The organism is Robiginitalea aurantiaca, from assembly GCF_030380815.1.
In the GTDB taxonomy this organism is placed as follows: domain Bacteria; phylum Bacteroidota; class Bacteroidia; order Flavobacteriales; family Flavobacteriaceae; genus Robiginitalea; species Robiginitalea aurantiaca.
The window spans coordinates 133,204-151,397 of sequence record NZ_JAUDUY010000003.1 but is presented as its reverse complement, the minus strand read 5'-3'; the positions used below and the strand labels follow the sequence as shown (position 1 = coordinate 151,397).

General features: G+C 46.0%; 13 protein-coding genes and 1 tRNA gene. 9 read left to right on the top strand and 5 right to left on the bottom strand.

Features of this window, described 5'->3' with window-relative positions:
* Positions 1 to 2: 2 nt before the first annotated feature.
* Positions 3 to 1,253 carry a beta-ketoacyl-ACP synthase II gene (fabF, locus tag QU605_RS07090; protein ID WP_289724588.1) on the bottom strand — a complete coding sequence of 417 codons (1,251 nt, stop codon included), beginning with the start codon at positions 1,251 to 1,253 and terminating at the stop codon, positions 3 to 5.
* Positions 1,254 to 1,361: 108 nt separating this feature from the next.
* Positions 1,362 to 1,598 carry an acyl carrier protein gene (locus QU605_RS07085; RefSeq protein ID WP_289724587.1) on the bottom strand — a complete coding sequence of 79 codons (237 nt, stop codon included), beginning with the start codon at positions 1,596 to 1,598 and terminating at the stop codon, positions 1,362 to 1,364.
* Between the two features lie 145 nt (positions 1,599 to 1,743).
* On the opposite strand from QU605_RS07085, the gene purN reads away from it, so the two are divergent.
* The 4 genes from purN to QU605_RS07065 all read left to right on the top strand — a co-directional run bounded on the left by purN (position 1,744) and on the right by QU605_RS07065 (position 5,893).
* Positions 1,744 to 2,319 carry a phosphoribosylglycinamide formyltransferase gene (gene purN / locus QU605_RS07080; RefSeq protein ID WP_289724586.1) on the top strand — a complete coding sequence of 192 codons (576 nt, stop codon included), beginning with the start codon at positions 1,744 to 1,746 and terminating at the stop codon, positions 2,317 to 2,319.
* A 3-nt stretch (positions 2,320 to 2,322) separates the two neighbouring features.
* A complete protein-coding gene (locus QU605_RS07075; RefSeq protein WP_289724585.1) occupies positions 2,323 to 2,958 on the top strand; it encodes a ribonuclease H1 domain-containing protein in 636 nt (211 codons plus the stop codon).
* Between the two features lie 73 nt (positions 2,959 to 3,031).
* Positions 3,032 to 3,958, top strand: a complete 927-nt coding sequence (locus QU605_RS07070) for a PfkB family carbohydrate kinase (protein WP_289724584.1) — start codon at positions 3,032 to 3,034, stop codon at positions 3,956 to 3,958.
* A gap of 36 nt (positions 3,959 to 3,994) precedes the next feature.
* Positions 3,995 to 5,893 carry an amidophosphoribosyltransferase gene (locus tag QU605_RS07065; RefSeq protein WP_289724583.1) on the top strand — a complete coding sequence of 633 codons (1,899 nt, stop codon included), beginning with the start codon at positions 3,995 to 3,997 and terminating at the stop codon, positions 5,891 to 5,893.
* Positions 5,894 to 6,577: 684 nt separating this feature from the next.
* Here QU605_RS07065 and QU605_RS07060 read toward each other — a convergent pair.
* On the bottom strand, positions 6,578 to 7,186 hold the full coding sequence (locus QU605_RS07060) for a superoxide dismutase (RefSeq protein WP_289724582.1): 609 nt from the start codon (positions 7,184 to 7,186) through the stop codon (positions 6,578 to 6,580).
* A gap of 109 nt (positions 7,187 to 7,295) precedes the next feature.
* Here QU605_RS07060 and QU605_RS07055 point away from each other — a divergent pair, with 109 nt between their 5' ends.
* The 4 genes from QU605_RS07055 (at position 7,296) to QU605_RS07040 (ending at position 15,938) form a co-directional block, all read left to right on the top strand.
* Positions 7,296 to 10,418, top strand: coding sequence for a UvrD-helicase domain-containing protein (locus QU605_RS07055; protein WP_289724581.1), 3,123 nt, complete (start codon positions 7,296 to 7,298; stop codon positions 10,416 to 10,418).
* 3 nt (positions 10,419 to 10,421) lie between these two features.
* Positions 10,422 to 11,615 carry a glycine C-acetyltransferase gene (gene kbl, locus QU605_RS07050; RefSeq protein WP_289724580.1) on the top strand — a complete coding sequence of 398 codons (1,194 nt, stop codon included), beginning with the start codon at positions 10,422 to 10,424 and terminating at the stop codon, positions 11,613 to 11,615.
* A gap of 126 nt (positions 11,616 to 11,741) precedes the next feature.
* On the top strand, positions 11,742 to 13,121 hold the full coding sequence (locus tag QU605_RS07045) for an OmpA family protein (RefSeq protein ID WP_289724958.1): 1,380 nt from the start codon (positions 11,742 to 11,744) through the stop codon (positions 13,119 to 13,121).
* Positions 13,122 to 13,187: 66 nt separating this feature from the next.
* Complete coding sequence (locus tag QU605_RS07040; RefSeq protein ID WP_289724579.1) at positions 13,188 to 15,938, top strand: PD-(D/E)XK nuclease family protein; 2,751 nt, start codon at positions 13,188 to 13,190, stop codon at positions 15,936 to 15,938.
* Here the strand turns inward: QU605_RS07040 and QU605_RS07035 are convergent, their stop codons facing one another.
* On the bottom strand, positions 15,939 to 16,649 hold the full coding sequence (locus QU605_RS07035) for an SDR family oxidoreductase (RefSeq protein WP_289724578.1): 711 nt from the start codon (positions 16,647 to 16,649) through the stop codon (positions 15,939 to 15,941).
* Positions 16,650 to 16,775: 126 nt separating this feature from the next.
* Between QU605_RS07035 and QU605_RS07030 the strand changes: the two genes are divergently transcribed.
* Positions 16,776 to 16,849: transfer RNA gene (locus tag QU605_RS07030), tRNA-Ala, on the top strand.
* Between the two features lie 515 nt (positions 16,850 to 17,364).
* On the opposite strand, the gene QU605_RS07025 is transcribed toward QU605_RS07030, so the two are convergent.
* A complete protein-coding gene (locus QU605_RS07025; protein ID WP_289724577.1) occupies positions 17,365 to 18,162 on the bottom strand; it encodes a universal stress protein in 798 nt (265 codons plus the stop codon).
* Positions 18,163 to 18,194 lie beyond the last annotated feature (32 nt).

The window sequence follows — 18,194 nt, the reverse complement described above, 5'->3', positions numbered from 1 at the left end:
TTCTAACTAAATTTTCTGAATAAGACACATGCATTATGCCCTCCGAATCCAAAGGTATTGCTCATGGCTACCTTTACTTCCCGCTTCTGCGCTTTATTCAGGGTAAGGTTCAACCTCGGGTCGATCTGATCGTCTACCGTGGTATGGTTGATGGTCGGTGGCACGATACTGTGCTTCATGGCCAGGATAGAGGCAATTGCCTCAATGGCCCCGGCAGCTCCCAAAAGGTGGCCCGTCATCGATTTTGTCGAATTGATATTGATATTCGGGGCGTGGTCCCCAAATACGTGGGAAATAGCCTTGAGTTCGGCAACATCCCCCAGGGGGGTTGCCGTTCCGTGCGTATTGATGGCATCTACGTCCTCAGGGGAAACGCCTGAATCCTCCAGGCAATTTTCCATAACCCTGATCACCCCTATCCCCTCAGGGTGGGGTGCAGTCATGTGATAGGCATCGCTGGATAATCCGCCTCCCAGTATTTCGGCATAAATTTTTGCGCCCCTTGCTTTAGCGTGCTCGTAGCTTTCGAGAATAAGCGCTCCAGCGCCTTCACCGAGCACAAAACCATCCCTTGTGGCATCAAAAGGACGGGAAGCCGTTTTTGGACTATCATTTCTGGTAGAAAGTGCGTGCATGGCGTTGAAACCACCCATTCCTGCAATGGTTACAGCTGCTTCACTTCCTCCGGTTACGACCACATCGCAATATCCCATACGGATATAATTCAGGGAGTCGATCATCGCATTGGCCGAAGAGGCACAGGCAGAAACTGTCGTATAGTTCGGCCCCATAAAGCCGTGTTTGATTGAGATATTACCCGGAGCTATATCCGCAATCATCTTGGGGATGAAAAATGGATTAAACCTGGGAGTCCCGTCTCCCTGGGCAAAGTTCAGAACTTCGGTCTGAAAGGTTTCCAGGCCTCCTATCCCTGCGCCCCAGATCACCCCGACCCGGAATTTGTCTATGGCTTCCAGGTCCAGACCTGAATCTGCAATGGCTTCATCTGAGGAAACTAAAGCGTATTGTGTAAATCTATCGAGCTTTCGGGCTTCTTTCCGGTCGAAATGATCCATGGGATCAAACCCCTTAAGTTCGCAGGCAAATTTTGTTTTGAATTTTTCAGCGTCAAAATACGTGATAAAATCACTCCCGCTTTTGCCGCTTATAAGTCCTTCCCAGTACGCATCCAAAGTGTTCCCAATGGGCGTAAGGGCCCCCATCCCGGTAACTACTACTCGCTTTTTATCCATGGAACGAATCTATAAATGTACTTTCAACCCAAGCGTAAATTAAAAAAAAATTATCCATGCAGCGCGTTTACCACATGGATAATTTAAATACTAATGAATAGGATATCATTAATTCTTGGCCTCCTCAATATAACTGATGGCCTGGCCTACTGTTGCGATATTTTCAGCTTGATCATCAGGGATTTGTATATCGAATTCCTTTTCGAATTCCATAATAAGCTCCACTGTATCGAGTGAATCTGCCCCCAGGTCGTTGGTAAAGCTGGCCTCAGTAACCACTTCATTTTCGTCAACACCCAGCTTATCAACAATAATAGCCTTTACTCTTGATGCAATATCTGACATATTGTAAGATTTAAAATTAAGATGATGGCAAAAATATAAAACTTTGGAATAAAACCTCCATTTACCATCAAAATGTATCCTAATATACACAATTTAGAGCTGACAATAGTACATTTGCCCTTAAATCCGACCCTAAATTCCTTCCGTGAAAAACGATAAACGTATTGTACTATTCGCTTCGGGCTCAGGCTCCAATGTCGAGAATATTGCTAATTTCTTTAAGGGGGATGAGCGGGTAACCATCAAAGGTGTTTTGTGCAATAACCCGGGAGCCGGAGTTGTTGATCGCTGCAAAAGACTGGGTTTACCGCTCTATTGCTTCAACCGTCCGGCCTACCAGGAAGCTGATGGCCTTATGGGGCTATTAAAAAGTTTGAATCCCAGCATCATCGTTTTGGCCGGATTCCTGTGGAAAATTCCGGAGGCCATGGTAAACGCCTACCCGGATCGCATTATAAATATACATCCGGCCCTGCTTCCCGAATACGGAGGGAAGGGAATGTACGGCATGCACGTACATAGAGCAGTAATTTCTTCCGGGGCAAAAGAATCGGGTATCACTATCCATCGCGTTAATGCGGCCTATGACGAAGGCAGTATCCTGGTTCAGGAACGCATCCCTGTCAACCCGGATGATACCCCTGAAACCCTGGCCGAAAAAGTTCACTCCCTGGAATACAAATATTACCCCTCGACCATCGCTACCCTCCTATTTCCCTGAACCATGGCTCAGAAAAAAGCATATTACACGGTTTGGAAAGGGAAAAACCCCGGGGTTTACAAAGGCTGGCAGGCCTGCAAAAAAGAAGTTGAAGGTTTTGAAGGGGCAAAATACATGGGATTTATTACCCGGGATGAGGCAGAAAAAGCCTTTAATACTTCTTACGAAGACAGTTTAAAGCTGATTGCCAAGAAAAAAAAGGGCTCAAAGGAATTGATGAAGGATATCGGGCCGCCCAATTACCTGTCGATTTCCGTAGACGCAGCTTCAAGCGGAAACCCGGGGATTATGGAGTATCAGGGAGTAGATACAAAAACTGGGAAAAAACTATTTCGGCAGGGACCCTTTGAAGAGGGCACGAACAATATTGGAGAATTTCTCGCCATAGTACATGGACTTGCTTATCTCAAAAAACACGGCAGTAACCGTGTGCTTTATTCAGATTCCAGAACTGCGATGGCATGGGTCAGGAAGAAAAAATGCAATACACAGTTGAAACCCTCAGAAAAAAATGCTGCACTTTTTGAGATGATCCACAGGGCAGAGGAATGGTTGCACTCCAATTCCTATAACACCCCCGTGGTAAAATGGGAAACCCGGGCATGGGGTGAAATCCCGGCAGATTTTGGCAGGAAGTAGTTCAAAACTTCACTCCTGATGCCATGAGGTATCGCAAATCAAAACCGTATATTTGCAAAAATCTTTTAAATCAATGGGTAAATTACTCGTTGTCGGAACGGTGGCATTCGACGCCATTGAGACTCCATTCGGCCAAACCGATAAAATCCTCGGCGGAGCAGCAACTTTTATAGGACTCGCAGCCTCCAATTACAATGTACAGCCTGGTATCGTCTCCGTAGTCGGGGGTGATTTCCCTCAGGAATATCTCGATCTGCTGAAAAGTAAGTCCGTGGATATCGAAGGCCTTGAAGTCGTCAAAGAAGGAAAGACATTTTTCTGGAGCGGAAAGTATGATCACGACCTGAATACGAGGGACACACTGGCGACGGAACTCAATGTGCTTGCAGATTTTAATCCCGTAGTTCCCATGGGGTTCCAAAATGCCGATGTCGTAATGCTCGGCAACCTGCACCCCGAAATTCAGTCTAGTGTACTCAGGCAATTAAAGAGCCGACCCAAACTGATTGTTCTCGATACCATGAATTATTGGATGGAACACACCTGGGATGCCCTGATCGACGTGATTGGCAAGGTAGATGTCATTACCATTAACGATGAAGAAGCCCGACAGCTCAGCGGAGAATATTCCCTGGTCAAAGCCGCTCGTAAAATTAGTGCCATGGGGCCGGCATTCGTCCTGATTAAAAAAGGCGAAAACGGAGCCCTACTCTTTCACGAAAAACGGATCTTTTTTGCACCTGCGCTTCCCTTAGAAGAAGTCTTCGATCCGACAGGTGCGGGGGATACATTTGCAGGAGGTTTTACCGGATATCTGGCAGAGACAAAAAATATTTCTTTTGAAAACCTTAAAAACGCTGTGATACACGGGTCTAATCTGGCCTCATTCAGCGTCGAGCGCTTTGGTACGGAACGCATTCAGGATGTAACTCCTGACGAAATCGAGACCCGGTTACAAGAATTTAAAGATCTGACGCAGTTTGATTTTGAGATCCAATAACCGACCATATCATATTGGTTTTTTAATTCTATTTCCATGAGTGACGCGATCAAACACGAATGTGGTATTTCCATGATCCGCCTGTTGAAGCCCCTTGAATATTATCAGGAGAAATACGGGACGGCGTTCTACGGGGTCAACAAGATGTACCTGATGATGGAAAAACAGCACAATCGGGGTCAGGATGGGGCTGGTTACGCCAGTATTAAACTCGATATGGACGCAGGAGAGCGTTATATGAGTCGCATACGATCCATACAGTCACAACCTATTCAGGACATCTTTGACCGCATAAATCTCAGAATCAATACAGCTCTCGAAGAGTCTCCCGAAAAGGCAGAGGATATCCAATGGCTTAAAAGCAATATTCCCTATATCGGGGAATTGATCCTCGGACACGTCCGTTACGGGACCTTTGGAAAGAACAGTATTGAGAGTGTTCACCCGTTTTTGAGGCAAAACAACTGGATGCACCGCAACCTTATTGTCGCCGGGAACTTCAATATGACCAACGTCAAGGAATTGTTTGACAATCTGGTTCAGCTGGGACAGCACCCTAAAGAGATGGCTGATACCATTACGGTAATGGAGAAGATCGGGCATTTTCTCGACGATGCGGTAGCCAAACTGTACAAGAATATCAAGAAAGAAGGGTTTTCAAAAATGGAAGCTTCCCCTCATATTGCCGAGCGGTTGAAAGTCGCGAAAATCCTCCGGAAATCTTCGAAGAACTGGGATGGGGGATACACCATGGCGGGAATGCTCGGGCACGGTGATGCCTTTGTCCTCAGAGACCCCTCAGGAATCCGGCCGGCTTATTACTACAAGGATGAGGAAGTAGTGGTTATCGCCTCGGAACGCCCTGCCATCCAAACCGTTTTTAATGTTACCTACGACAGCGTAGAGGAGTTGCCCCCGGGCCATGCCATTATCATTAAGAAAAATGGCCAGGTCTCGATCGATGAAATCCTGGAGCCCAAAGAGCGAAAGGCATGCTCTTTTGAACGCATTTATTTCTCCAGGGGGAATGACCGGGAGATCTACGAGGAGCGCAAAGAATTGGGGCGGCTATTGTTTCCGCAATTGTTGAAAACGATAAACGGGGACATCCGCAGGACCGTTTTCTCCTATATTCCCAATACCGCAGAAACATCGTTTCTGGGCATGGTTGGAGCGGCGCAGACCTACCTCAACAAAAAGAAGGAATCTCAAATACTCGCATTGGGTTCCGACCTCAATCCGGAAAGCCTTAACGAAATCCTCAATGTACGTCCACGGATTGAAAAGGTTGCGATCAAGGACGCCAAACTCCGAACTTTTATCACCCAGGATAGCAGTCGGGACGATCTGGTGGCCCACGTTTATGACATTACCTATGGGGCCGTGGAAAAGGGGGATTACCTGGCGATAATAGACGACAGTATTGTTCGGGGAACGACACTGAAGAAAAGCATCCTTCGGATTCTGGACAGACTGAATCCCGAAAAAATCATTGTGATTTCCTCCGCACCCCAGATACGGTACCCCGACTGCTATGGTATTGATATGGCCAAGTTGGAAGACTTTATCGCCTTCAGGGCTGCTCTTGAACTTCACAAGGATCGCGGAACGGAAGATACCATCAAAGATATTTACGAAGAATGTAAAGCCTCAGTAGTCCGGGAAGACTCAGAAGACATAAACTATGTGAAAAGGTTTTACGAGCCTTTTACGGCACAGGAGATTTCAGCCAAAATAGCTGAGATCCTCAGCCCTGCCGATATCAAGGCGGAAGTAACAATTATCTATCAGACCATTGAGAATCTTCATAAAGCCTGCCCTAAAAATTTGGGAGACTGGTACTTCACGGGTGAATATCCAACTCCCGGTGGCAATCGGGTCGTAAACCGCGCTTTTATCAATTTTTATGAAGGCAAAAACCAGCGTGCCTATTAAGATTATCGACGAAATACACCTTTAGTGGTATTTCATCGATGTTTTAAGCAATTCATCGCTGAATTGCTATGCTGAGCGGCTTGACGGCTTACTTTCGGATAGCCATAGCATAAGTAGGTTTAAGTTCATGGTAAGATTTGGGGAAAAAAAGGCGGAGTCTTCTCCGCCTTTTTTATTTTAACCCATCACTCCCTATTTTATCACAAGCCCTGAAGTTGCTCCTTTCACACAGCGTACTACTTCTCCCACACGCATTTGCAATGCCCGTATTTCAACGGTTTTAACGGGTGTTCATCCAAGAGCTTTTCCACACCTGAATGCTTGCCTTACTTTCGAAGAACCATAGCATAAGTAGGTTAAGTTCATGGTAAGATTTGGGGAAAAGGCAAGGGTAAAACCTTGCCTTTTTATTTTGGCAATCCACATAAATTTGCCAGACATTCCTGTTTGAATTTCCATCTCAAAACGTAGTCCTTTTCGGACTTCTGTCTTTTTTTCTAAAGAATTTTCTTTGTTATTTCTCTTAATACCAGTATTTTAGTATTGCCATAGCATAAGTAGGTTAAGTTTATGGTAAGATTTGGGATGAAAAGGGTAGAGGTTTCTCTGCCCTTTTCTGATTTACAGAGGCAAAAAAAAATCCCGGAAGATCCGGGATTTTGACAATTGACTTTGATATGGCCTTTAGCTGCCAGCCGCGTATTCTTTTGCTACCCTGTCCCAGTTGATCACATTGAAAAAAGCTTCTATATAATCGGGCCGGCGGTTTTGATAGTGCAGATAGTAAGCATGCTCCCAAACATCCAGTCCCAGAATGGGGTGACCTCCGCATCCTATACCAGGCATAAGCGGGTTATCCTGATTGGCCGTAGAACATATCTCAACCTTTCCCCCCTTGTGCACACACAACCAGGCCCAGCCTGAACCAAATCTTGTGGCAGCAGCTTTGCTAAAAGCGTCCTTAAATCCCTCATAAGAGCCAAAAGCATCCGATATTGCAGACCCCAGTCCGCCTTCAGGGCTTCCTCCGCCATTGGGGGACATAACCTCCCAAAACAGACAGTGGTTATAATAACCGCCACCATTATTGCGAACAGCGGTATTCGACATATCTAAGTCGCCCAGGACTGTTTCTATGGTCTTTCCCTCCAGATCCGTGCCTTCAATGGCAGCGTTGAGTTTAGTGGTATACCCGTTGTGGTGTTTGGTATGATGTATTTCCATGGTCCGGGCATCAATGTAAGGCTCCAGAGCATCGTATGCATAAGGTAAATTAGGTAGTTGAAATGACATAAATCGTGGTTTTTGTTATCAAAAATGTTTACCAAAAATACAGTTTTTAACAAACACTTTGCGCTAATTAATTGTTAAGAAGCTAAGGAGAATCCTTAATTTGCAACTGATGGATGAGCGACTGCAAGCCTTTCGGATTTTTGATGCCTCAGCGGGTTCAGGAAAGACCTTTACTCTGGCCCGGGAATATCTCACTTTAATTTTACAGCCGGGTTCAGCGCGTTCTTTTCGAAGAATTCTCGCACTCACCTTTACCAACAAAGCGGTTTCAGAATTAAAGACCCGTATCCTTGAAAATTTAATGGGTTTCGCTACCCTTAGAATAGAGGGTTCACAATCGCCACCCTTATTTCAGGCAGTCCTTGAGGCACTGCAAACAGACCGGACTACCCTGATCCATAGAAGTCGGGGCGTGCTTCAGCAAATACTCCACAATTACGCCTTTTTTGATGTTTCGACCATCGACAAATTCAATCACCGGATTCTGCGGACATTTGCCCCGGACCTCGGGCTGCGTTCGAATTTTGAAGTAGTTCTGGATACCGACGCCCTACTGGAAGAAGCCGTGAATAATCTGGTCGCAAAAGCGGGAACAGATCAGAAACTGACTGCAATTCTGGTTGAGTTTGCACTCGAAAAAGCTGAAGATGACCGCAGCTGGGATATTAGCCATGACCTGCTTCAAATGGGCAAGCTCCTCTTCGATGAAACCCATTTCAGGGATTTGGACGCATTCTCAGAGAAATATATTGAGGATTTTCTGCTGCTCCAAAAAACACTGAACACCTATCGGAGGGAAATTGAAAAAGCGCTGATCGGAAATGCCGAAGCACTCCTTGCCGTTGTCGCTTCGAATGATCTGGAATTTTCAGATTTTAATCGGAAGTCATTCCCAAATCTATTGCAAAAAATCTCAGCCGGGCAGTTCAACCTGAACTTGGAAAGCCAATGGATTCGGGAATTTGGGGAAAAACCCCTATATCCGGGAAGGGTTGAAGAAACTGTAAAACACCAAATGGATAATCTCCTGCCGGTATTTAAAAAGGGCTTTGATGAGATCCTCAGGGGATTGCACTATTGGGATTTTTTGGTAAATGCCTATAAAAACATTGCCCCTTTTGCCGTTCTCGGATTGCTCCAACAGGAACTTAAAAAACTCCGTGACGAGGAAGGACTCCTGCCGATTTCAGCTTTTAACACCATTATTTCCAATAATATTGCCGACCAGCCTGCCCCATATATCTACGAGCGCCTGGGTGAAAGGTATCAGCACTACTTTATCGATGAATTTCAGGATACTTCAGAGCTGCAGTGGGCAAACCTCGTCCCACTGATCAGCAATGCCCTCGAAGGTGAATTTGAACAGGGTGCCAGAGGATCGGTGGTTTTGGTGGGAGATGCCAAACAAGCCATCTATCGCTGGAGGGGAGGGAAGGCCGAGCAATTCCTGGATTTGATCGAAGGGAATAAGAACCCCTTCCCCGTAGAACCCGTGAATCAACCACTTCCAAAGAATTTTCGCAGCCACAGGCCACTTGTGGAATTTAACAATACCTTTTTCAGTCATATTAGCGCGTATATGAGTAGGAAAAGCTATGCGGACCTCTTTCTTAAAGGCAATCAGCAGGAGTTTCATTTTGACAATCAGGGTCTGGTTCATCTGGAGTTTATCCCCGCTGATTCCCAAAACCAGGATGACGCTTATGCGGAAAGGACACTAACCATTCTTCGGGAACTCGCCGGAAGGGGTTATGCTTATGGAGACATTTGTATCCTGACCCGCAAGGGCAGGGACGGCGTGATGTTATCGCAGTATCTCATGGATTCGGGAATACCCGTCAGTTCTTCAGAGACATTGTTGTTGAAGAACCATCCCGGGATACAGTTTCTGACGGCCCTTTTGAAGTATTTGGTAGTGCCGGAAGATCAGAATCACGCTTTGGACCTGTTATTCTACCTCAGCCGGGACATGGAGGATCGACATGCCTGGATAACCAGGCATTTGAACGGTATCGACGAACTTCTGATTACCTATAACTTCCATCCTGAACGCGCGCGATTGAAACCGGTTTATGAAGTAATGGAATTCGCCATCCGGCAGTTCAACCTCGGAGGGCAGAAGGATGCCTACCTCATTTTCTACATGGATATCGTACAGGAAATCGGTCAGCGGCGGGATCCCTCAATACAAACCTTTCTGGAGCACTGGAAAGCAAAGGAAAATTCCCTAAGCATAAGTGCTCCGGGCGGATTCAATGCCGTTACGCTGATGACTGTGCACAAATCCAAAGGACTCGAATTCCCGGTCGTTCTCTTTCCATATGCGCATTCGGAAATCTATTACGAAAAAAACCCGAAAATCTGGCTGCCCGTAAACCCGGATCGATATGCCGGTTTTACCTCCGTTCTCGTCGGGAAAAACAAAAACCTGATGCACTACAGTGACCCAGCGCCTCAACGCTATGAAGAAGCCCAGGAAAAACTCGAACTGGATGCCTACAACCTCCTGTACGTGGCCCATACGCGCGCTGTTAAAGCTTTGTACATCATTAGTAAAACCCCTGCAAAAAAGGACACTTCTGCAACCCCGCGGACCTATTCAGATGTTTATTTCAGGTACCTTTCTGAAAAAGGACTTTGGGAAGATGACAGAACAGTTTATTCCTTTGGGGCTTTAGATCCTGATCACACTCCTGAGATCAAGAATGCCAAGATTCCGCTGCCTTACCAGTACACAGGAAGGGACAGGATTGCCCTCAGGCTTGTGAGCAATCAGGAGAGGTACAGAGACACCGAACAGATCAGGGCCATGCAGTATGGAAACATCCTGCACTATGCGCTGAGTTTGGTCGTTTATGCCTCTGATGTGGATAAAGCTGTATCTCAGATCATACGGGAGGGGTTGATACAGCAGGTGGATGGAGAATCCCTGCAGCAACGTCTGGAGTCCGTAACGGGACACCCCCAACTTGCCTCCTATTTCGGACCCGGAGCCCGTGTTTTAAACGAACGGGAAATTCTAACGAAAAATGGGCTAATTTTACGCCCCGATCGGCTTGTTTTCCTCGGGGAAAAGGCGGTGATCCTGGATTACAAAACCGGGAAACCCGATAACAAACACCTTGCCCAGGTCCGGGAATACAGGGATGCCATAATAGATATGGGGTATCCCGTAGAGGCTGCAATCGTTATTTACATCAACGAAAACAAAGTAAACCCAGAATTTATATAGCTTATGTACGGATCGATAAAAGAACATCTTGAAAATGAACTCGAAGAAATACGGAACTCAGGTTTATTCAAGGAAGAGCGGATCATAACTTCTCCTCAGGGACCTGTGATACGGATTTCCACCGGAGCTGAAGTGCTGAACTTCTGTGCAAACAATTACCTCGGACTTTCCGCCCACCCTGAAGTCATCCAGGCGGCCAAAGACACCCTGGACAGTCACGGCTTTGGGATGTCATCGGTCCGGTTCATTTGCGGGACGCAGGATATCCACAAGAAACTCGAGAAACGGATCGCCGATTTTTACGGTACCGAGGACACCATTTTATACGCTGCGGCCTTTGACGCCAACGGAGGGGTTTTTGAACCCTTGCTGGGGCCTGAAGACGCTATAATCTCGGACTCCCTTAACCACGCCTCCATTATTGACGGAGTCCGGCTGTGCAAAGCCAAAAGATACCGTTATGCCAATGCAGATATGCAGGATCTGGAAGCCCAGTTAAAACAGGCACGGGAAGATGGCGCCAGATTTAAACTCATCGTAACAGACGGGGTTTTTTCTATGGACGGACTTGTCGCCCCTCTGGATGAAATATGCACCCTGGCAGAACGCTACGATGCAATGATCATGATCGATGAATGCCATGCTACGGGATTTATAGGCGAGACAGGGATCGGAACCCTGGAAGAAAAAGGAGTCATGGGACGGATAGACATCATCACAGGAACCCTCGGAAAAGCCATGGGGGGGGCTATGGGGGGCTACACGACCGGAAAAAAAGAGATTATTGAAATGCTCAGGCAACGTTCCCGCCCGTATCTTTTCTCGAACTCCCTGGCTCCCGCCATCGTCGGGGCTTCATTAAAGGTTTTTGAATTGCTGGAGCGGGACAACAGTCTAAAACAGCAACTCGATGAGAATACAATCTATTTCAAAACGAGAATGAAAGCAGCCGGATTTGATATCATTGATGGGGATTCTGCCATTGTACCCGTAATGCTATACGATGCCAAGCTTTCCCAGGATATGGCGAATATGCTTTTAGATCGCGGAATTTACGTTATAGGGTTTTTCTATCCTGTAGTGCCCAAGGGCAAGGCTCGTATACGCGTTCAACTCTCTGCTGCGCATACTAAAGAGCACCTGGATCGGGCTATAAAGGCTTTCATAGAGGTAGGTAAGGGATTAAATGTAATATAAACTCATATACATATTAAGGTATTGAGGTGGCCTAAAATGCGATAAAAAATGGGAAATTGATTTTGTTAATAATTCTTAACAACTTACATTTGCGTCTGATAAACACTTAAACTTAAAAATTTGAACATGAAACAGCTTTGTAGATTATTAGTTGTGACCCTTATCCTTTTAGGGTTTAACAACATTCAAGCTCAGGATGAGGATAATCCGTGGCAGTTCACAATTGGTATAAACGCTATTGATGTTTATCCTACAAATTCCACACCTGCTTCTTTCCTTCCGAATTATGAAACAGGAGGTTTGTTTGATGAGTACTTCAATGTGAATGACCACTGGAACATTTTGCCATCCGTTTCTTACCTGGGTATTTCGCGTTATGTAGGAGATGGTTTCTCCGCTGGTGTTCGTGGATCCCTGAACAGGATTAGCAAACTAGGCGACACCAGAGTAGACGACGTATCTCATTACGCTGTTGATGGTGTTCTTAAATATGCCTTCCTTCAAGGACGTCGCTTTACTCCTTTCATCGAAATTGGTGGGGGTTATACTTGGGTAGACGAAATTGGAGCTGGTACTGTAAACGGTGGTCTTGGATTTGATTACTGGTTCAGTGACTGGATCGGACTTACCCTTCAATCTACTTACAAACACACTTTCGAAGACTACGGTGTAACGCACTTCCAGCATATGGCAGGTGTTTCTATCCGCTTCGGTGGTACAGATACAGACGGTGATGGCATCTACGACAAAGACGATGCTTGTCCTGAAGTACCCGGACTTGAAGCTTTCAACGGTTGTCCTGATTCAGACGGCGATGGTATCGAAGATTCCAAAGATGCCTGTCCGAACACTCCAGGTCCAGTTGAATACAACGGTTGCCCTGATTCAGACGGCGATACTGTAATCGACAAAGACGATGCTTGTCCAAACACTCCAGGATTAGTTGCTCTTGCAGGATGTCCTGATGCTGACGGCGATGGAGTTGCTGACAAAGACGATGAATGTCCTAATGAGCCAGGTCCAGCTGAAAACAACGGATGCCCATGGCCAGATCGTGACGGTGACGGAATTCCAGACAAAGATGATCTCTGTCCTGACCTCGTAGGAACAGTTGCCAACAACGGTTGTCCTGAAGTAACTGAAGCCGTTCGTAAGACGCTTCTGGATTACGCTAAGACGATCCTGTTTGACACTGGTAAATCAACGATCAAGCCTCAGTCAGCAGATGTTCTAGATAACATTGCCGATATTCTTGACGATTATCCTAACGTTAAATTCAGAATTGAAGGTCACACCGACAGCACTGGTAGCGACGCCCTTAACAAGAGATTGTCAGGTGAGCGAGCTCAATCTGTAATGAATTACCTTATCGAGAAAGGTATTCCTTCTGAAAGAATGACTTCTGTAGGATATGGTGAAGAGCGCCCAATCGCGGATAACAACACCCGCGAAGGTAGAAGAACCAACCGTAGGGTTGAGATTCACGGTGAAACTCCGAATAACTAAGAATAAACATTCTTACATAATGAAAGCCCCGGCATTTCTGCCGGGGCTTTTTTTTTATTTTTAAACATGATCTCATTCCTTGAATCGGTTTTAGAAGATTTTGGTGCTTGGCACAGCAAGCCGGAAGACTATGTATTTATCCTCCCAAGTAAAAGGGCCGGCTATTTCCTGAAGAACCTGATGGCCACAAAAACACATAAGACGCTACTGGCTCCAAAAATTCTCAGTATTGAGACCTTCATTGCCGAAATTTCAGAGCTGCAATACGCCACGTCCACCAAGCTGATGTTCAATCTTTACGAAGCCTATAGAGATGAAAAAGGCCTGGAGGAGGAATCTTTCTACGACTTCAGTCGCTGGGGTGGGATGCTTCTTCAGGACTTCAATGAAATCGACCGGTACCTGGTAGACGAGATCCAATTTTTTGACTATCTGGGTTCCCTTCAGGAAATCAGGCATTGGACACCAGATGGAAGTTCTACCCCAATGATCGATAAACAAGTTCGCTTCTGGAAATCACTGCTGCCCATTTACCAGCGATTTCGAAATCGTCTCGAGAAAGAGGGTTTGGGGTATCAGGGGCAAGTCTATCGAAAGGCCGCCTCCAGGGTTGCTGAATACCAGAAATTGAATCCTTCTTTGCATTATATTTTCGCTGGTTTTAATGCCCTGAATAAGGCTGAGGAATTCATTATTCGGGAACTACTCGAAAATGATCGGGCGGATATCTTCTGGGATGCCGATGAATATTACCTCGAGAATACCCTCCACGATGCAGGTTACTTCCTTAGAAAACATTTCAATTCCTGGAAATCCTTAAAAAATGTGGCTCCCAAGGGGGTCGGCATGCACTTCAGTACTGAAAAAAACATCCAGATTGCAGGCCTGCCCAAATCTGTTGCCCAGGCCAAATACGCCGGGGGTCTCATTGGCGACCTCCTGAAGGAGGATTCCAGAAAGCTGGAAAACACAGCCCTGATCCTGGGAGATGAAAGCCTTTTAAACCCTGTATTACACAGCCTTCCCGAAGCCCTGGACGGGGTGAATATAACCATGGGCTATCCTTTAAAAGACAGTTCCCTGGCGCACCTTTTTAAGGTGCTCTTCCAATTGTATAAGGGTAACCCAAAAAGAGGAGTACAGGCAAAAACATTACTTGAACTTCTGACACATCCCTTTCTTCAGGAGTGGTTTACGGAGATGGGCTTTAACAGCACGGTGGCTTCAGGACGCATTATTCGGGATAACATTATCTATCTGAATTCAAAAGATCTCCAGTATTATGGGTTTCCCCAGCAAATTGAAACCCTGGTCTCTTTGTATCCGCCTCCGGGGCCAGGGCAGTTGATTGCCCGCTTTACGGACCTTCTTGAGGACTTAAAGCGCGTTTATATGAATTCTCAGGATACGGTAAGCCTTGAATTCCTGAGGCATTTTCACCTTTTATTCAATCAGTTATCCGATTTAAATCGCACCTACCCCTTTATTTCGGATAACAGGTCCCTTCTTATGCTTTTTGAGCAACTTTTGGCAGAGGACACCCTGGATTTCGAAGGAAAACCCCTGGAAGGATTACAAATAATGGGGATGCTCGAAAGCAGGTGCCTGGACTTTGAAACTGTGGTGATAACTTCGGTAAATGAAGGGGTACTTCCGGCAGGTAAAACGAACAGCTCTTTTATTCCTTTCGAAGTTAAAAGAGAATTTGGACTCCCCACCTTTAAGGAAAAAGATGCCGTATATACCTATCACTTCTATCGCCTCTTGCAAAGGGCCAAAAACATATACATCTGCTATAATACGGAACCCGATGTCCTCGAAGGCGGAGAGCCAAGCCGCTTTATACATCAATTGAGGAACGACCCCAGGATGTCCGGGTTTATACAGCATAATCTGGCAGCTCCTGAATCCGGTATTGCTCCTACCCTCCTGAAAGCGATAGACAAAAGTTCGTCTTTACTGGAGTACCTTGGCAGGAAGGCCTCTACGGGATTTTCACCTACTTCCCTTAGCAGATATATCGAAGATCCTCTTGAATTCTACCGTAAAACGATTCTGGGAATCCATGATACTTTGCTTTTAGAAGAAACCATTGCGGCAAATACCTTTGGAAACGTCATTCATGAAACCCTTGAACTCCTTTATCTGCCCTTACTTGGACAGATTCTGACGCCCGAACATCTCAGGCAGATGAAAAACCAGGTCCCCGAGGTGTTATCAGGTGCTTTTGAGAAACACTATCTCAAAGGGAGCAAAGCAGGTGGGAAAAACCTGATTGCCTTAAGTGTTATGGGGAAATACATTGAACTATTCCTTGAAATAGAATTAAAGCGCATCAAATTGCACGAAGTACGCATCCTGGGAATTGAGAAAAAGTTAACGCGCTTGCTTAACAATGTTCCAGGTTGTGATTTTCCGGTTCGTATTAAAGGTACCGTTGACCGGGTTGAAACCGTGGACGGCGCCTTGCATATTATTGACTATAAAACGGGAAGGGTGGAGCCCACCAACCTGAGGATTACGGATTGGCAAAGCCTGCGCGAAGACCCGAAGAAATCCAAAGCTTTTCAGGTAATGTGTTACGCCTGGCTAATGCAGCAAGAAATTGAGGAGCCGGACTCCAATTTCAGGGCAGGCGTATTCTCTTTTAAGAATATCCGTTCGGAATTTCAATGGTTTGGAATAAAAACTGCTCCCAATAAACAGGACGAAGTCATTAACCGAAAGGTCCTTTTGCATTTTGAGGAGACCCTTAAATCACTTATCGCTGAACTCTTTAATGCAACTATTCCGATAGAGCCGATAGAACGGATCTGATTACTTTAAATCCGGGCGCGTAGGCCGTACTTCTATTTTGCTGGGTAACGTCCTCGGATGCATTTGAAGAAGATCCTTTACCAACCGGCCAATATCCTCCGGCTGAATTTTCCAGGCGTCCTTGGAAGATGGGGTGTGATCATTAAAATAAGTAGATACAGACCCCGGCATAATGGTGGATACTTTTACCCCGTGCGGCCTTAAGTCCAGCATCACAGCCTGCGTAAATCCTACTACGCCAAATTTTGTCGCATTGTATCCCGCTCCCTGGGCAAAGAAATTAGTACCCGCAAGACTTGCAATAGTAATATAATAGCCCTTAGAAGCCTTTAGTGGGTCCATAGAGGCCATCAGGGTATGGTAGACCCCATTCAGGTTGGTGTTGATCATTTGGTGCCATGCACTGGCTTCCAATTCATCGATAGGTGCAAAATGTCCAACCCCTGCATTGGCTACAACGACGTCAAGCTGTCCCCAGCGATCGATGATTTTCTCAACGGCGGAGGTTTCATCTTCAAGCCGTGTTACGTCTGATATGATTCCCATGGCGTTTTCCGGGCCGAGTAACGCCACAGCATTCTCCAGGTCCGATGCCCCCCGTCCGGAAATTGCAACCCGCATACCGCTATCGACTAATTCCCGTGCAATACCGAGTCCTATGCCTTTGGAACCTCCCGTTATATATGCAACCTTGCCTTTTAAATCTTCCATCTGTCTGTGTTTTGTCCTAATTGTCCCAAAAATAGTCTGAAAAAAGCAATCGGGCCTTTATGAAAGATAAAATAAGGCCTGTATTTTGATACCTCCCTAAAAAGTCTTTTTTTTGCGTTCTAGTTCGGGGGATTAGCTCAGCTGGCTAGAGCGCTTGCATGGCATGCAAGAGGTCACCGGTTCGACTCCGGTATTCTCCACGATCACTCACGGTTCACGATTACAGTTCGGCTGTGGATTAAAATCATAAAAATCTGCCAGGTTTACCTGAGCAGATTTTTTGTTTTAAGACACCTGAGCCAATAGGCGAAGTGAACTGTAATTGCAGGACTGGAGATTATCCGGAGCAGCGCAGCTACTCCTGGAGCAATTCATTTATCTCAAGGCCACCACACCGCCTGTCTCCTCGCTAAAATAGCTCCACCGGAGCTATTTGGAGGCTCGGACCTGGAGCAGCGCAGCTACTCCGGTATTTTCCAGGATCAATCGCAATTTTCATGACGTGATCCAGAAATTAAAAAACCCGCCGAGCCTGCCCGAGCGGAATTTTTTTGGTTTTGAGGAGGCTACAACTATGCGATCCAAGGATTCACCCCGATCTGAGAGGGGTCATTCGTGTGGAATTGGGGCACTGACCCCCACCCCCGTTAAACAAGTTATTCCCATAAGCTGCAATGTCCTTTCAGTTACTGAATATTGCGCTTAGAAATCTGTTTCAAAACTTTTTAACGCTAAGGACCAAAACCGGAATCCGAACTGAAAACTCGGATTTCAGAATTCGGTTCTTCTCCCATAAGGCTGAGAAAAAGCCCCGCTTCCTTCGAAAAACACAAAGAAGGTCAGGTTGATGCGTTTTGATTTGCTCCAGCACGCCGAGATAGGTCTTGGCGTGTTCGGTAAGGGTTACTTCGGAGCTGACATCCATCAACGCGGTGTTTATTTTTAAGTCCTCGTCTGTATATCCGGGGGTTTTGACCAGCAACAGGCTGATTTTTGATGAAAACTCCTTTTGTATGGCAATCAGCGGATTTAAGATGCGATTCCGTTTTAAAACTCCTGACTTGAATGCTGCCAGGATATTCTTATAGGGTACAAATTTTGCCCCTTTCGGAACAATGAGGGTAGGTATGTCCGTTCTTTTGATGATACTGCCGGAAGTACTCCCAAGATAGAGTTCTTCATCTACCTCAACGGACCTGGGGGCAATAATGATAAGGTCAATCCCAAGTTCAGCATCTATCTCTTTCAAACCGTCGATAAGATCTCCGGAATAGGTGGCCACTTTGATGGTTACGGATCCGGGATCGATACGCCCGATAAGTTCCCTCACGCGTTCCCGGCTGCTGGCTACAAATTTTTCGGTCATATTTGCCAGATCCCCGGCCCTGCTTGTCACATTTAAAACCTCCATCACATAGATTACGGCATCAAAATGAGCAGCGAACTTAACTGCGTATTGCAGTGTCTCAAAAGAGTCTTTTGAATTTCCGACAGGAACCAGAAAATTTTTCATACTAAAGATTTAATTACACAACTTAAATTTAC

Coding starts and splice junctions, on each gene's coding strand:
- fabF (WP_289724588.1), bottom strand. CDS start 1,253: ATGGATAAAAAGCGAGTAGTAGTTACCGGGATGGGGGCCCTTACGCCC.
- QU605_RS07085 (WP_289724587.1), bottom strand. CDS start 1,598: ATGTCAGATATTGCATCAAGAGTAAAGGCTATTATTGTTGATAAGCTG.
- QU605_RS07075 (WP_289724585.1), top strand. CDS start 2,323: ATGGCTCAGAAAAAAGCATATTACACGGTTTGGAAAGGGAAAAACCCC.
- QU605_RS07070 (WP_289724584.1), top strand. CDS start 3,032: ATGGGTAAATTACTCGTTGTCGGAACGGTGGCATTCGACGCCATTGAG.
- QU605_RS07065 (WP_289724583.1), top strand. CDS start 3,995: ATGAGTGACGCGATCAAACACGAATGTGGTATTTCCATGATCCGCCTG.
- QU605_RS07060 (WP_289724582.1), bottom strand. CDS start 7,186: ATGTCATTTCAACTACCTAATTTACCTTATGCATACGATGCTCTGGAG.
- QU605_RS07055 (WP_289724581.1), top strand. CDS start 7,296: ATGGATGAGCGACTGCAAGCCTTTCGGATTTTTGATGCCTCAGCGGGT.
- kbl (WP_289724580.1), top strand. CDS start 10,422: ATGTACGGATCGATAAAAGAACATCTTGAAAATGAACTCGAAGAAATA.
- QU605_RS07045 (WP_289724958.1), top strand. CDS start 11,742: ATGAAACAGCTTTGTAGATTATTAGTTGTGACCCTTATCCTTTTAGGG.
- QU605_RS07040 (WP_289724579.1), top strand. CDS start 13,188: ATGATCTCATTCCTTGAATCGGTTTTAGAAGATTTTGGTGCTTGGCAC.
- QU605_RS07035 (WP_289724578.1), bottom strand. CDS start 16,649: ATGGAAGATTTAAAAGGCAAGGTTGCATATATAACGGGAGGTTCCAAA.
- QU605_RS07025 (WP_289724577.1), bottom strand. CDS start 18,162: ATGAAAAATTTTCTGGTTCCTGTCGGAAATTCAAAAGACTCTTTTGAG.